The organism is Pseudomonas sp. TNT2022 ID1044, assembly GCF_028656895.1.
Lineage (GTDB): Bacteria > Pseudomonadota > Gammaproteobacteria > Pseudomonadales > Pseudomonadaceae > Aquipseudomonas > Aquipseudomonas reinekei.
Map to the genome: position 1 here is coordinate 54380 of NZ_JAMDHB010000001.1, position 13063 is coordinate 67442.

Here is a 13063-nt window from a genome sequence, read left to right on the forward strand (position 1 = left end):
CGATGTCGGTCACGTTGTTTTTCGACCTGTATGCCTGGTTCGCCGCCGCCATCCTGGGAGTGGCGCGCCTGGCGCCGATTTTTTTCATGTTGCCGTTTCTCAACAGTGGTGTGCTCACGGGGGCGCCACGCCAGGCGGTCATCGTGCTGGTGGCGACAGGGTTCTGGGCCTATGTGGGCGTGCCGTTGCCGGCGCTCGACGGTTTGGCGTTTTTCGGTCTGGTGTTGCGCGAGGCCGGCATCGGCGTGGTGCTGGGATGCTTGCTGTGCTGGCCATTCTGGGTGTTGCACGCCATGGGCAACCTGATCGACAACCAGCGCGGGGCCATGCTCAGCAGCACCGTGGACCCGGCCAACGGCGTCGATACCTCGGAGCTGGCGAATTTTCTCCAGTTGTTTGCCGCCGTGGTTTATCTCGAAGGTGGTGGCATGTTGCTGATGCTCGAAACCGTCGGCCACAGCTACCGCATTTGCACGCCGGTCAACGGTTGCGAAATGCACCTGACGGCGATTTTGAGCCTGCTGGATGCACTGGTCAGCAAGACCCTGGTGATCAGCGCCCCGGTGGTGGCCACGTTGTTGGTCAGCGAAGCGCTGCTCGGTTTGCACTCGCGGTATGCGCCGCAAATGAACGCGTTCTCGGTGTCGCTGACGGTCAAGAGCCTGGTGGCACTGGTGGTGTTGATGCTGTATTTCGGCGTGCACCTGCCGGACGAAGTCCTGCGCCTGGGCGCCAAATCCCAAGGGCTGGAACATTATCTGGGCCGTGAAGGGGAGGCCGTCGATGTCGTCCAGCGCCTCGAAAACTGAGAAACCCACCGCCAAGCGGCTGCGCGATGCCTCCCGCAAAGGCCAGACGTTCAAGGCCAAGGACCTGGTGATCACCTGCCTGACCCTCTGCGCCATCACCTACATGGTGTTCAACAGTTCACTGTTTGAGGTCATGGAAGTCTATCGGCGGATCATCGCCAATGACTTTGACATGGACCTGCAAGCGTATTCGGCGATGCTGGTGCTGGTTGGGCTCAAGGCCTTGTTGCCGTTGCTGCTGGTGTGCGTGTTGACCAGCGCATTGCCTGCGCTGTTGCAAAGCGGTTTCGCCCTGGCCAGCGAAGCCTTGAAGCTCAATCTCGGCGCGTTGAATCCGATCAATGGCTTTAAAAAACTGTTCAGCATGCGCACCGTCAAGGACACCGTGAAAGCGCTGCTGTACCTGGGCAGTTTTGCCCTGGCGCTGTGGATTGTCTGGATCACCCAGCGTCAACTGGTGTTTGCCCAGTTGTTCGCCCAGGCCCCGGACCTGTTCGCTATCTGGGGGCATTTGCTGCTGGTGTTGGTGCTGGCATTCCTCGGCTGCGTGCTGCTGATCGTCGTGCTGGATGCGCTCTGCGAATACTGGCTGTTCATGAAAGATCAGATGATGGACAAGGACGCGGTCAAGCGTGAACACAAGGAGCAGGACGGCAACCCGGAAATCAAGGGACGCCGTCGTGACTTGCATCGGGAGCTGCTGTCGGAGCAGATCAAGTCCGATGTACGCAGCTCACGGATGATCATCGCCAACCCGACCCATATCGCCATCGGGGTGTATTTCCGTCCGGAAATCACCGTGCTGCCGTTTATCTCCCTGATGGAAACCAATCAGCGTGCCCTGGCCGTTCGAGCCTATGCCAAGGAGGTCGGTGTGCCGGTGATCAACGACATCGCCCTGGCCCGGCGGATCTTCAAGACTCACCAGCGCTACAGCTTCCTCCAGGTCCAGGAAGTCGAAGAAGTCCTGCGTCTGTTGATCTGGCTCGAGCAAGTCGAGAACGCCTGATTTCCCACCTTTCCCTTTTTCTACCGAACGCCGGCATGAGCGCAATTTGGCAGCGTACTCACCGGTGCTTTGGCTCAATGCAGTCGTCAGCAACGCTGACGTTTTTCAGGAGTGTGGCTGATGAGTCGCGACAAACAACCCGATGAACAAGTGGCCCTCGACGTCGTGGAAGCAGTGCTCGGTGGCGCGGCATTGAAAGACGTGCAAGGCATCAGTGACGAGCACATGAACAGTCTCTATGCCTTCGCGTTCCAGTTCTACGAACAGGGGCGGCTGGACGATGCACAAAAGTTCTTCCACTTCCTGTGCATCTACGACTTGAACAACAGCCATTACTGGATGGGTTTGGCCGCTGTGCACCAACTCAAGGACGACCACCAGAAAGCGATCGACCTGTATGCGATCGCCTTCGCCCAGGGCAAGAACGACTACCGGCCGATGCTGTACACCGGACAGTGCCACCTGGCGCTGGGCAAGATCGGCAAGGCCCGGTTGTGTTTCGAGTACGTGCTTGAACAAGCCAAGGAAGACGATTTGCGTGAACAGGCCCAGGTGTATCTCGACACCTTGAGTCAAATTGAAAAGGAATGTTCGGAGACTGAGCATGAGTGAAATCAGAAGTACTTCTACCCCGGCCGTTACGAGCCCGATAGCTCGAACCGAGGCCTTTGAAAAATATGGCAAGGCGGCCAGTCAGGCCACCGCGAGGCCGGATTATCAGGAGGCCGGCCGAAAGGCGTTGGCCGACCTGAGGTCGGTGAGCTACGAAGGCCAGCCTGGCCCAAGCGTCGCCAGTGCGGGCCGACCCGCGCTGCATGCGCCACCACCGCGCGCCGACGGCAACAAACAGGAAACCAGCGGTGATTTGTTCACGCTGCTGATGGCGATGATCTGTGAGCTGCTCGGTGAGGTCGACGCCAACAAACTGAAAAATCGCCTGGCGATGCTGCAAAGCATGGCCGGTGCCAGGCAGCAGGGGCATGAAAAACTGGCGGCGGAATATGCGGCTGCCGTTGAAGCGCTGGAAGCTGCCGAAGGTCAGGTCGGGAGCAGCCAGGCGCATCTTGATCAGTTGCAGGAGCGGGTTCGCCAGGTCCAGGGTCTACTGGATGAGAGCGAGGCACGGTTGGCGGAACTGGACCCTGAGTCACCGGAGTACGCTCGCGAACTGGCACTGCGCGACAAGCTCAAAGGTGAATTGGCCGGCCATACCCAAACGCTGCAAAAGGCCACCGAGGCTCACCTGAAACTGATCGAGATCGCCAACGCCTGCGCCAGAACGCTGGCCGCGGTGGCCGTGAAAGTGCAAGAGGCCGGGCTCGCCGGACCTTCGGTGAAGGAGTCCAACGAAAAGGCGCTGAGCAGCAGCGCCTTGGCGCTGCTCAATCGCTTGAAGATTATCGAGTTGCTCGGCGAGTCGGCACAGGCCAAGGAGGAGCTCAATCAGGAGTTGTTTCTGGAGCTGCAAGCCAGGCTTCAGGAACACATGAAGCTTGAGTCGGAAAAGTATCTGGAAGAGGTGCGCAAGGCCGAAGCGCTGCAGAAGACCATGGGCTGCATTGGCAAGATTGTCGGTGCGATATTGACTGTTGCGACCATCGCTGCGGGCGTGTTGACCGCCAACCCGGTGCTGATCGCGGTGGGCGTTATTGGCGCGGCGGTGATGATTTCCGACTCGGCGATTGAGCAAGCGACCGGCGTGTCATTCATGGCCGAAGCCATGAAGCCGCTGACAACTGTGATGCAGGAAGCGATCAAGCTGTTCACCGAGCTTTATACAAAATTGCTGGTGACGTTCGGTGTCGACCCGGAAACCGCTAAAGACATCGCGCAAATTCTCGGCATGATCCAGGGCATCGCCGCAACGCTGGCCGCTGTTGCATTGGTGGCGGTGGTCGGGGCGCAGGTGATCGGGCCGATGGTCGGCGCCATCGCTTCGAAACTGTCCTCCATGATCGCCAACGCTGCGCCTGCGGCCATGCAGGCATTCAAGCAGCTGGGTTCATCGGTCAGTCAATCGTTGACGCAGATGCTGACCCAACTGCGCAGCTTTATCACCAACGGTGCCGATGCCGTGTCCCTGGCCCGATACGCCGCCAATCTGCAGACGGCTCAGGCCGTTACCGAGTTCAGCAATGTGGCCGTACAAGGCGGGTTGCAGATCAAAAGCGGCCATCACCAGGCCCAGGCCGCTGTGCATCTGGCTGATGTGCGGGTACGGATGGCGGTCAGCGAAGAGATCACTTCCTACCTCTCTCGATTGGTCGAGGACTACGGCCAGACAATGCAGGGCCGCACCCGACAGATCGAGCAGCTGCTTGCCGACCTGCAACGCAGTCATTCCGTCAGCCAGTACATGGCCAGGCACGTTTGAACTCACGGATAAGAAGGTAATTTTTCATGGCTACCATTCACACCATGTCCCGGCCCGTTCCAGCGACATTGACTCCCGATCCAGTGAACGGCGCAGGGTTGAGCGAGTTGATTACCCAGGAGCAATTCTCGAAAGAACTCAAAGGTAAACGGCTCTCGGATACGGCGTTAATCAACCAGGTCACCGCACAGCAAGTGCTTCAGAAGGCGAGCTTCATAGCGCCTACGGCGGCGGAGCTCGAAGCTGCAATCAACACCCGCCAGCCCACAGAGTCGGACTGGCAAGACTTTACCGTTGCCCTGACGAAACTCAGCGAAGACGAACGTAATGAGTTGATGTTTGATCCGGGTGCCTGGGAAAAACACGCAAACGTATTGATCGTGGCGATTATTGCGTTGAACGTTGCGCGGGTCGTCAACGCGCAGTTGCGCGGGCATTTTGGTGTCATGGCCGCGGATGCAGCCAAGGCTCAGGGTGCGGCCATTATCGAATCCGGCAATGCGGCCTTTCACAGCGCCGTTACTGCTGCGGTGGTGTCCGGTGTAATCGCCGGTTTTGCCATGTTTAAGACCTTTCAAGGTCATGGCCTTAAACATGCGGATATCAACCTGCACAAACGCAACGCGCTGGACGCCAACAACCTCGAGCGTGACCTCAAGCAACATCGCTCCCGCGATGACTGGGACCCGCAAACCACCTACAAGATAAAGACCTTCGATGATTTCGGCCGGACGATTTCAGTCGATTTCAAACCCAGGGGTTCCACCCTGACACCTCAGGAGCAGGCGTGGTTCGACCGGGAAATTCTCAAGGCGCAAAATATCGGTCAGTCCTCCGACTGGCTGAGCCAAATGGGTATCAGGGGCATTGAGAAAAAACTCGAAATCGGACGTACGCTCAGTGCCATGGCAATGAGCCTGAGTCAGGTCGTGTCCAGCATGGTTCGCATGAGCGAGCACACTGCGCGGGAAGAGGAAGTCTTGCAGCAAAGTGCACAAAACACCCAGAAAAGCTTGAGTGACGAGATCGGCCAGAAAGACTCCGCCGACGGCGCACTGTTGCAAAAACTCATGGATATGGTGATGCAGATTTTGCAATCGCGTATTGATGTCATCAAAAGCGTTTGAGTGAGCAAACCCATATGAGAATTCCAGATTTCACCCCTCCTGCGGGTAGGCCGCCAGCAGACTTGAACCTCAATGCTGAAGCACCGCCGCCGCCTGAAATGCCCATCGAGCTTCATGCTGCATTTTCCCTTGCGCAGTTGCTCGAACGCTCGCTAAAAACACTGAATCGCAATCACGACAATATGCTCAAGTGCTCTGCGGGAATTGCCAAGGGGGGGGAGGGCGGGTCAGCCGAAAGCCTGGCGCAATACTTCACGTCATCCGGATTTGTTGAGCAGATCGAGGTAAAACGCATTCGATGGCAAATGTGGGCGCAGCAGCTTAAACAGTGTGGACGGGTGTTTGCCCATTGCCTCGAAACACGGCCGATGGAACAGCGCGAGCAACTTTACGCTGAGCAAGTCCGTATTCTGGGTGATCTGAAAAACGATCAGAAGCCGGTCGAAATAGCCGGTTCATTTAATTCTGAAATAAATTCATCGAACGATTTTTTCGACAAACTGCTCGAACTCATCGACTTGATTAAAAACGGTTACCTGGCCGGGTATGAGCACATCTTTACGGCCTATTCAGACTTCTTTTCCGACTTCAATAAGGAAATTACCGCGAAGTTGAAAGACTGGATCGTGGGGGCCAACGACGGCAAGGAAGTTGATCTCAATGCGCCCGCATTGCGAGCGGCTCTGGATGCCCTGATCCAGAAATACTCACACCCCAATCCTGAGTCAGTGCTATTCCCCGAGCCCGGCAGGGAAGGCGCGAGCAGGGAAGAGGCGGAGAAGTGGCGGGAAGCCTTGGGCCTTCCTGCTAGTTGCCTGAAACAGAACGCTGACGGCACTTATTGTGTAGTCATCGACCTCACACCGCTCTTGACGATGAAGAACAGTGTGCCAGCGATGGGAACGATCGTGAGATGGGACACCGCCAGATTCCAGGCCTGGCAAACCGGCTTCAATGCTCAGGAAGAACGCATCAAGAACACATTGCAGTCGTTGACGCAGAAGTATTCGAATGCCAATGCTTATCACGACAATTTTAATAAGACCTTGTCCTCTCATTTGAATCAGTTTTCAGACATGTTGAAGGCGATGTTGAATTTTTGATGCAGATCCGATGCTTGTGAGTGGGTAATTCAATCTTGATTTTTTGGCAGGCGTGACACGGGTTCGTTTGAACTTGAGTCGCGCCTGCTTTTTTGTGTCGGAGGAATGAATGTCTGAATTTTTTACGGATGCGTCAGGGCTTGAACACCAAGTTAAAAAGCTTCTATCAGATTATTTTTCGGTCGGTCGGAAGACCATCGAGACTGATTCACGATTGGTCGAAGACTTGTATGTGGATTCAGTGGGCGTGGTTGAAATCGTCATGGCTTTGAATGAGGCGTTCGGCATTGATCTGCCAGAGGAGGGCGTAGAACAGTGGAAGACGGTGGGTGATATTTGTGAGTTGGTCAACGCTACAGCCAGGTCTTTGGAGCGCACTCATTAAATTCCTTAACGCCTAGTTATTGAGTGTTGTTTTTCCTACAAATTAAGTCGTGTATTCACCTGGCTATACGTACACCTGTCCTACGGAATCCCCCCACTCAACTTCCTATAGTCACGCAGCTTGTTATCTCGAGCCTGACTCTTCTCAGGCTCGATTGCGTTTCAGTACCTTTCTATAGAGAAGTCTCAAAGTATGGACAGTGCCACTGATCAATTGCCGGTCCCGTCGTACGTTTTTGACCACTGGCAACTGCAAAGCGACGGAACGCTGATGCGAGATGGACAAGGCGTCCACGTCCCCCCAAAAGAGTTGAGTGTTTTACGTCTGCTGCTCGGTTCGGCGGGCACGGTGATCAGCAAGGACCACTTGCTGGACCGTGTATGGCCAGAAACCGATGCCGCTGAAGAGTCGTTGACCCGTTGTATTTACGCGTTACGCAAGTTGCTCAAGGAGAACAAGGATTTCATTGCGACCGTGTACGGCCAGGGTTATCGCTTTACCTGCGCGGTTGTCGCACTGGACACGCCTGGCCACGCAAAGGTTGCGGCACCGACGCTGGCCGTTCTGCCATTTCGTCATCTCGACGAGGGTGCCGCTCTGGATCTGCAGGATACGATGATCCGCCAGTTGACCACAGCGTTCGGCGAGGCATTGCACGTCATTCCCTCGGGATTGATGGCGGCTTACGGCCAACCGGTCGATGTGCGGGCGCTGGCTGGGCAATTGTCTGTCGACTTCTGTTTGAGTGGGCGCGGCTCCGGCACCCGCGAGCGAGCACTGTGGTCGATCGAGCTGATCCGTGGCCGTGATCAGGCGTTGCTGCATGGACAGACATTGGATGCCGGTGATACGGCAGAAGGGCTTGGCGCGTTGACGTGTCTGCTGGCGCAGCGCATTCCCGGCTTGCGTCCTGTCGGTGATGCCTGTGCTTCATACCCGGCCGCCGTGGCCTACCTGCGTGGTTTGTGCAGCGTGCAGCAACACACGCCACAAAGCCTGCGCGATGCCCTTGTGCAGTTTCGGCACTGTTTGCAGCTGGCGGCAAATTACGCGGCGGCCTGGTGCGGGTTGGCGGATGCCTGGCTGGGGAAAGCCATGCTTGGTTTGTGCGAGCAGGGGCATGCCATTGATGAGGCGAGGTCTGCGATTTCCAGAGCCATGGCGCTGGAACCCGCCAGCGCGCAAGCGCTTGTGCGTCTTGCCCTGCTGACCAGCCTTCGTGGGTGCGATGACGCTGCGAATGTGCTTTTTCGACGTTGTTTACTGGGCGCCGAACAGGCCGATGTTCATTTTTTCTACGCCTGGCATCACTGGTTTTGGCGACGGACCGAGCAGGCGACGCAAAGTCTGGAAAAGTGCCTGCGGCATGACCCCGAGTGTGTGCGGGCGAAGATATTCAAGGACCGTATTGCACTGGCAGGCAACGGCGCAGAGGTCGTGCTGATGGGGCGTCCAACCTTACAGGGCGCTGAGCCGTCGCCTGTGCTTGATCGCTGGCGATCTCTGGCATGAGTCGGCGCACATTCAAACCGATCCTCATGCTGGTGTGTCTTGGTGCCGGGCCCGCGCATGCGTTTTGCTGGCATTCGGCTGGCGAGAAACATGCCATTGAGCCGGAACTGCTCCAGGCGATCGCCGAAGTGGAGTCGGGCCAGTCGGCGCGAGCGATGAACTACAACAAGGACGGCAGCCACGACATCGGCTTGATGCAAATCAACAGCCATCATCTACCTCGACTGGGCGAACAGGGCATTACCGAGCAGCGCCTGCTGGATGAGTCTTGCCTGTCGGTCGAAGTCGGTGCATCGGTGCTCGCCGATTTTGTCGCCCGTTACGGCTACAACTGGACCGCGGTGGGCGCGTACAACGCCGGCAATTCCCCTCATCGGCAAGCCGCGCGTCTTCGTTATGCGCGCAAGGTCTGGCAGCGCTATCAGGCATTTATCCAGACGCGATAGTGGCGGGCCGAGGGAAGGCTGGCCGCGGATTCTGATCCTCCGTTGAGCGCAATCGGCAGAATTCGATCAGGAATCCCGCGATCAGCCCTTCTAACATGCCTGCTCAATTTCACAGCTCTGGAGCTTGACCGGTGACAGACTCCGCCCGACAGCCCTGCGTTTTACGGATACTCAACGGTCCGCTGCAGGGATGCGAATTTCCCCTCGGCGACACCAGCACATTGTTCGTGGTCGGGGCTGTGGATCTGTTGGGGCAGGGGGCGCTGACTGCCAGTGTTCCTGCCGACGCAGTCTTCGTTCCCCTGGAGGAAGGGGGCTGCAATTTCGAGGTGCTGGCCGATCAGGCGACGCCCGATGGCTTGCCGGTTCGGTTGCTCGACGACTGCGCAGAGATACGCCATTGCGCCTTCCAGTGCAGGGTGCAGATCGGCGGCCTGCACATCGCCTTGCGCCCTGACGACCAGACTTGGGCACCAGAAGTGCTCGGACGGCCAGTCTGCGTTTCCTCCGAAACGTTCCAGCCTGCGTGGTGGCGTAACCCATTGACTCGATGGATCGCCGGTGGGCTGGCGCTCGTCGCGTTGGTCGCCACAACCAGTCTCATATCGATGCCAGAACCGGCACCTGAAACCGATATCCGTGCGTTGATTGCCGGAGCCAGTGCCGAGGCCCGGGTGTTGAGCGGCCGTGACAATTCAATCTATGTCTTCGTGACCTCCGAGCGTGATGCCGGTTGGAGTCGGCAGGTGCTGGTGCGCCACAACGCACTGAGCGGCAAAGTGTTGGTGACGGACCAGGAGCGCCGTCGACTGGAGCAGTTGCTGATCGAGCATGACCCGCAACTGGCCTGGCACGCTCTTGATCTCAAGGAACCCTCGATACCGCGCCTGCTGCTCAGCGCCCAACGCAATCTGATGACACCTCAGAGGCAAGCGAAGCTGATCGATGCACTGCTCGCGGCCGCACCCTATGCCCGAGACATCACCCTGCAAGTGCAGGATGACAACCTGCTGGCCGACCTGGCGCAGGAAGGGCTGCAACGTCTTTCACTGGGGTTCAACCGCTCGGAGCAAGAGGGCAGTGTCTCGTTCGCCGTGACGGGCAACCTGCAGGACTCCGAACTGGCCGCCGCTCGCCGTTATGTCGACAGCTTTTACCGGCAGTGGGGTGATCGTTACGTGAACTTCACGGTCGAGCTCAAGGACGATGCGCTGAGTGACAAGTCGTTTCAAACCGGCCCGCAGGGCTACATCAAGATGACGTCGTCATCCTGGCATTTTCCAACACAACACTAAAGGTGACTCATGTCTGGCATTGGTATTCCGATCGATTTCTCCGATGACTTTCTCGGGCGTCAAGCCGCAGCGTTCGAACTCGGGGCAGAAAATCTCAAGATAGCGCTGGATGAGGCTTTGGACGAACTCAAGGGCGATGCTTCCGACCCCACGAAGCTGGCGGCCTACCAGGCAGCCTTTTCGTCCTACACGGTTTTCCGTAATGCCCAGACCAACACGATCAAGGGCTTCAAGGACATCGACATGGCGATCATCCAGGCGGCGCGTTGATTCCTTCTCTTCGGTCGGCCATCGACGTATATCGATGGCCTTTTTGAGTGCATTGCATGTCCATTCAGAACATTTCCCAGCCCTTTATTGCGCGTACGTCGTTCAGTGAGTTGCGTGGTCCGCAGGAAGGACCGATCGTGTCCCTCGAGTCCCGCTTGATCGAAGCGTTCGCCGGTTCTGCCGTCAACAGTGAGCAGGAGGTCTCGGCGATCAATCAGCTGATGCAGCGCCCGGATATCACCAGTCCTGAAGTGCTGACTCAGTTGCAGGAGCAGGTGGGGCAGTACAACGTCGACATCAACTTGCTCAACGTGCTGGTTCGCAAAGCAGTCGGCACGGCTGAAACCCTGTTGCGTGCGTCATGAAGGTTGGGGCTTTACTGGTTGTCATGTGCGTGGCGTTGATCGGCTGTCGCCAGCCGAGTCTGCTTGAAGGGCTGGATCAGCAGCAGGCCAATGAAGTGCTTTCCGTTCTGCAACGCAACAACATCGCCGCGGTGAAAGTCGACGCCGGTAAAACCGGCTACGCGGTGAAAATCGATCAGGTGGATTTTTCCGCCGCCGTCGATTTGCTCAACCTCTATTCGTTGCCTTCCCGGCCACGTTTGCAAGTGGCGGAGATGTTTCCTGCCGATTCGCTGGTGGCCTCGCCCCGTGCCGAAAAAGCCCGGTTGTATTCGGCACTGGAGCAGCGGATCGAACAGTCGCTGGGTGTGCTCGAAGGCGTGGTTTCAGCGCGGGTCCATGTCAGTTACGACCTCGATGCCGGCGAAGGCGGGCGCAAATCACCGCCGATTCATCTCTCGGCGGTAGCCGTCCATGAACGCGATATCGAACCGCAATTGCTGATCACCGACATCAAGCGTTTTCTCAAGAACAGTTTTGCCGCGGTGGAGTACGAGAACATCTCCGTGGTGCTGTCGAAACGTTCGCCGACACAGCACGTCGCCCCGTCCGTGATCGCGACGCAAGGGCACACGCAGTGGGTGTGGTTGTTAGCCGCGGTGAGCGGATTGCTATTGGCCATTGGTGCAGCCTGGGCCTGTCGCCAGTCGAGCACAGGACAGCGTGATGGCGCACGCTGAATGTTTGCAGCGAATTCTCGCCGAACCTCTGAGTTATCTACACCCGCAGCGCCTGTCTTTGCCGTCGCAATTCGATGGGGCCGAGGCCCGCAGCCTGCTCGACCGGATGCTGCTCGAAGGGCTTGATTTGCAAGGTCCGTGGCCTGCGACACCGCTGTCAGCCATGGGGACTCTTTGGATTGATCATTGGCGAGAGCTGCCCTACATCGCAAGGCTGATTGGCGCTTATTGCTTGATGCCGGATCTGGCGCAAGGCGCCGCGCTGCTGCGCTTGCCGTTATCGCTGCGCCGGTTTGCCGGTTACAGCCTGGGCACTCGAAGAGGCGCATCGATCGAGGGTTCCTCCGATCCCCTGGAGCAAGTCGAAGCCGCCGGCCTCAATGCATTATGGAGCTGGCGCGAGCAGGTGCCGCCGATGTTGCTGGAACGCCTGATCCTGCAATTTTCCGAACCGGTTGTCAGCTTGTCCAGGCAATGGCCGATCACTGAACCCGATCCAGCTCTTTTCTTCTTGGCGGTGCAGCATGCTCGACGCTATCCGAACCCTGACTGAACTCCCCGATTCCCATGCTGTGCATCTGCCTCGCGAGGATATTATCGCCGCACGGCAACGTCGCACGTTGCAACGCCAGGCTCAGCGGTGGGCCCGTGACTGTGTCGACCAGGCCCGGTGTGATGCCGAAGCGGTGCATGCCCAGGCGTTTCAGCAAGGCTATGCCGAGGGCGTCTTGCGTGCGGTCGAGCATCTGGCGAACGGTTTGCTGGAGTCGCAGGCGCTGGGGCAAACATTACGCAAAGACCTTGCGCAGGCCGCGCGCGCAATACTTGAAGACGCGTTGAGTCGTCCCGAGTGGCTGGACGAAATGCTCGAGCGCTGGCTGGCGACGCAAACGGGCGATTCGGGCGCTGTGCTGCAAGTGCTGCTGCCGATGCATTGCCGTTCCCGGGGTGATGAGTTGCGTAAGCGACTGTGCAGGCTGTGGTCCGGCGAAGTGGTCTTCGACTATCACCCACAGGAGCGGTATGTGGTGCGCCTCGCGGATCAACTGCTCGAATTTGATGTGGAAACCAACCAAAGGCGTCTGGAGCCAAGGTTGTTGGCGAGCGTCGAGAAACTGCCGGACTCGGTTCGTGTGTTGGACCAGGCCGCAGTTCAGGCGCTGACAACGCTGTGTTCGACTTTTGGCGCGCGCGTGGCCGATGGAGTCAGCCATGAAGATTGATCACCCGATGAATCATGGCGCGCCCGTGCAGGAGAGCGGGGTGCAGACGCTTGAATCACGTGTTCTTGCTGCCGGGCAGAACGTATCTGAAAGCAGGCGCCCGGACCCGGAGTTCGAGCACCTGTATCAATTGCTGTTAACCATGGAGGGACAAGGAGACAAGACGATCTACGATTTTCTCCGTTCGTTGCGCAGCGCCGACGGCACATCTGCTGCCTATCCAACGGCTCAGAAACTGATGGCCGTCACCCTCCAGGTACTGGTTCGCCTGAAAGAAGAGAAGCTGGAAGGCTCGCTGCTCTTCAAGGAAATGCGTGGTGCCAACAGCCTGGCGTTCAGCATGGATGTTTTCGTCAAGGCGTTCATGAAGGAAGTGTTTGAGCCGATGGGGGATGAGGCGCGGGAAAAGAGTGATTGGTGACAGGC

General features: G+C 57.8%; 16 protein-coding genes. All 16 read left to right on the forward strand.

Going from position 1 to position 13063, the window contains the following annotated elements; all coding sequences use genetic code 11:
• Positions 1 to 2 precede the first annotated feature (2 nt).
• The 16 genes from sctT (at position 3) to M5G20_RS00320 (ending at position 13058) form a co-directional block, all read left to right on the forward strand.
• Complete coding sequence (gene sctT / locus M5G20_RS00245) at positions 3 to 809, forward strand: type III secretion system export apparatus subunit SctT (RefSeq protein WP_273917394.1); 807 nt, start codon at positions 3 to 5, stop codon at positions 807 to 809.
• Positions 784 to 1818 carry an EscU/YscU/HrcU family type III secretion system export apparatus switch protein gene (locus M5G20_RS00250; protein WP_150733224.1) on the forward strand — a complete coding sequence of 345 codons (1035 nt, stop codon included), beginning with the start codon at positions 784 to 786 and terminating at the stop codon, positions 1816 to 1818. Before sctT ends, M5G20_RS00250 begins: the two co-directional genes overlap by 26 nt.
• Positions 1819 to 1938: 120 nt before the next feature.
• Complete coding sequence (gene sicA / locus M5G20_RS00255; RefSeq protein WP_273917395.1) at positions 1939 to 2430, forward strand: type III secretion system translocator chaperone SicA; 492 nt, start codon at positions 1939 to 1941, stop codon at positions 2428 to 2430.
• A complete protein-coding gene (sctE, locus tag M5G20_RS00260; protein ID WP_273917396.1) occupies positions 2423 to 4192 on the forward strand; it encodes a type III secretion system translocon subunit SctE in 1770 nt (589 codons plus the stop codon). The genes sicA and sctE overlap by 8 nt, the downstream gene beginning before the upstream one ends.
• A 26-nt stretch (positions 4193 to 4218) precedes the next feature.
• Positions 4219 to 5319, forward strand: coding sequence for a cell invasion protein (locus tag M5G20_RS00265; RefSeq protein ID WP_273917397.1), 1101 nt, complete (start codon positions 4219 to 4221; stop codon positions 5317 to 5319).
• A 14-nt stretch (positions 5320 to 5333) separates the two neighbouring features.
• Positions 5334 to 6422 (forward strand): IpaD/SipD/SspD family type III secretion system needle tip protein, encoded by a 1089-nt coding sequence (locus M5G20_RS00270; protein ID WP_273917398.1) that lies wholly within the window; start codon positions 5334 to 5336, stop codon positions 6420 to 6422.
• Between the two features lie 109 nt (positions 6423 to 6531).
• Positions 6532 to 6807 carry an acyl carrier protein gene (locus M5G20_RS00275; protein WP_273917399.1) on the forward strand — a complete coding sequence of 92 codons (276 nt, stop codon included), beginning with the start codon at positions 6532 to 6534 and terminating at the stop codon, positions 6805 to 6807.
• Positions 6808 to 6999: 192 nt separating this feature from the next.
• Complete coding sequence (locus tag M5G20_RS00280; protein ID WP_273917400.1) at positions 7000 to 8319, forward strand: winged helix-turn-helix domain-containing protein; 1320 nt, start codon at positions 7000 to 7002, stop codon at positions 8317 to 8319.
• Complete coding sequence (locus M5G20_RS00285; RefSeq protein ID WP_273917401.1) at positions 8316 to 8765, forward strand: transglycosylase SLT domain-containing protein; 450 nt, start codon at positions 8316 to 8318, stop codon at positions 8763 to 8765. Before M5G20_RS00280 ends, M5G20_RS00285 begins: the two co-directional genes overlap by 4 nt.
• A gap of 131 nt (positions 8766 to 8896) precedes the next feature.
• On the forward strand, positions 8897 to 10060 hold the full coding sequence (locus M5G20_RS00290) for a PrgH/EprH family type III secretion apparatus protein (RefSeq protein ID WP_273917403.1): 1164 nt from the start codon (positions 8897 to 8899) through the stop codon (positions 10058 to 10060).
• A gap of 9 nt (positions 10061 to 10069) precedes the next feature.
• On the forward strand, positions 10070 to 10330 hold the full coding sequence (sctF, locus tag M5G20_RS00295; RefSeq protein WP_273917404.1) for a type III secretion system needle filament subunit SctF: 261 nt from the start codon (positions 10070 to 10072) through the stop codon (positions 10328 to 10330).
• 56 nt (positions 10331 to 10386) lie between these two features.
• Positions 10387 to 10695, forward strand: coding sequence for a type III secretion system inner rod subunit SctI (gene sctI / locus M5G20_RS00300; RefSeq protein ID WP_150733234.1), 309 nt, complete (start codon positions 10387 to 10389; stop codon positions 10693 to 10695).
• Positions 10692 to 11414, forward strand: coding sequence for an EscJ/YscJ/HrcJ family type III secretion inner membrane ring protein (locus M5G20_RS00305; protein WP_273917405.1), 723 nt, complete (start codon positions 10692 to 10694; stop codon positions 11412 to 11414). The genes sctI and M5G20_RS00305 overlap by 4 nt, the downstream gene beginning before the upstream one ends.
• The gene (locus M5G20_RS00310) at positions 11401 to 11967 is read left to right on the forward strand and encodes a secretion system protein (RefSeq protein WP_273917406.1); all 567 of its coding nucleotides are present in this window, start codon (positions 11401 to 11403) and stop codon (positions 11965 to 11967) included. The genes M5G20_RS00305 and M5G20_RS00310 overlap by 14 nt, the downstream gene beginning before the upstream one ends.
• The gene (locus M5G20_RS00315; protein ID WP_273917407.1) at positions 11939 to 12637 is read left to right on the forward strand and encodes an oxygen-regulated invasion protein OrgB; all 699 of its coding nucleotides are present in this window, start codon (positions 11939 to 11941) and stop codon (positions 12635 to 12637) included. The genes M5G20_RS00310 and M5G20_RS00315 overlap by 29 nt, the downstream gene beginning before the upstream one ends.
• Positions 12627 to 13058 (forward strand): hypothetical protein, encoded by a 432-nt coding sequence (locus M5G20_RS00320; protein WP_273917408.1) that lies wholly within the window; start codon positions 12627 to 12629, stop codon positions 13056 to 13058. The genes M5G20_RS00315 and M5G20_RS00320 overlap by 11 nt, the downstream gene beginning before the upstream one ends.
• Positions 13059 to 13063: the final 5 nt, after the last annotated feature.

Bases quoted from the DNA above. Each gene is read 5' to 3' on its own strand.
- M5G20_RS00315 (WP_273917407.1), top strand. From the start codon at position 11,939: ATGCTCGACGCTATCCGAACCCTGACTGAACTCCCCGATTCCCATGCT.
- sctF (WP_273917404.1), top strand. From the start codon at position 10,070: ATGTCTGGCATTGGTATTCCGATCGATTTCTCCGATGACTTTCTCGGG.
- M5G20_RS00320 (WP_273917408.1), top strand. From the start codon at position 12,627: ATGAAGATTGATCACCCGATGAATCATGGCGCGCCCGTGCAGGAGAGC.
- M5G20_RS00285 (WP_273917401.1), top strand. From the start codon at position 8,316: ATGAGTCGGCGCACATTCAAACCGATCCTCATGCTGGTGTGTCTTGGT.
- M5G20_RS00250 (WP_150733224.1), top strand. From the start codon at position 784: ATGTCGTCCAGCGCCTCGAAAACTGAGAAACCCACCGCCAAGCGGCTG.
- M5G20_RS00265 (WP_273917397.1), top strand. From the start codon at position 4,219: ATGGCTACCATTCACACCATGTCCCGGCCCGTTCCAGCGACATTGACT.
- sicA (WP_273917395.1), top strand. From the start codon at position 1,939: ATGAGTCGCGACAAACAACCCGATGAACAAGTGGCCCTCGACGTCGTG.
- M5G20_RS00280 (WP_273917400.1), top strand. From the start codon at position 7,000: ATGGACAGTGCCACTGATCAATTGCCGGTCCCGTCGTACGTTTTTGAC.
- M5G20_RS00310 (WP_273917406.1), top strand. From the start codon at position 11,401: ATGGCGCACGCTGAATGTTTGCAGCGAATTCTCGCCGAACCTCTGAGT.
- sctE (WP_273917396.1), top strand. From the start codon at position 2,423: ATGAGTGAAATCAGAAGTACTTCTACCCCGGCCGTTACGAGCCCGATA.
- sctT (WP_273917394.1), top strand. From the start codon at position 3: ATGTCGGTCACGTTGTTTTTCGACCTGTATGCCTGGTTCGCCGCCGCC.
- M5G20_RS00270 (WP_273917398.1), top strand. From the start codon at position 5,334: ATGAGAATTCCAGATTTCACCCCTCCTGCGGGTAGGCCGCCAGCAGAC.
- sctI (WP_150733234.1), top strand. From the start codon at position 10,387: ATGTCCATTCAGAACATTTCCCAGCCCTTTATTGCGCGTACGTCGTTC.
- M5G20_RS00275 (WP_273917399.1), top strand. From the start codon at position 6,532: ATGTCTGAATTTTTTACGGATGCGTCAGGGCTTGAACACCAAGTTAAA.
- M5G20_RS00305 (WP_273917405.1), top strand. From the start codon at position 10,692: ATGAAGGTTGGGGCTTTACTGGTTGTCATGTGCGTGGCGTTGATCGGC.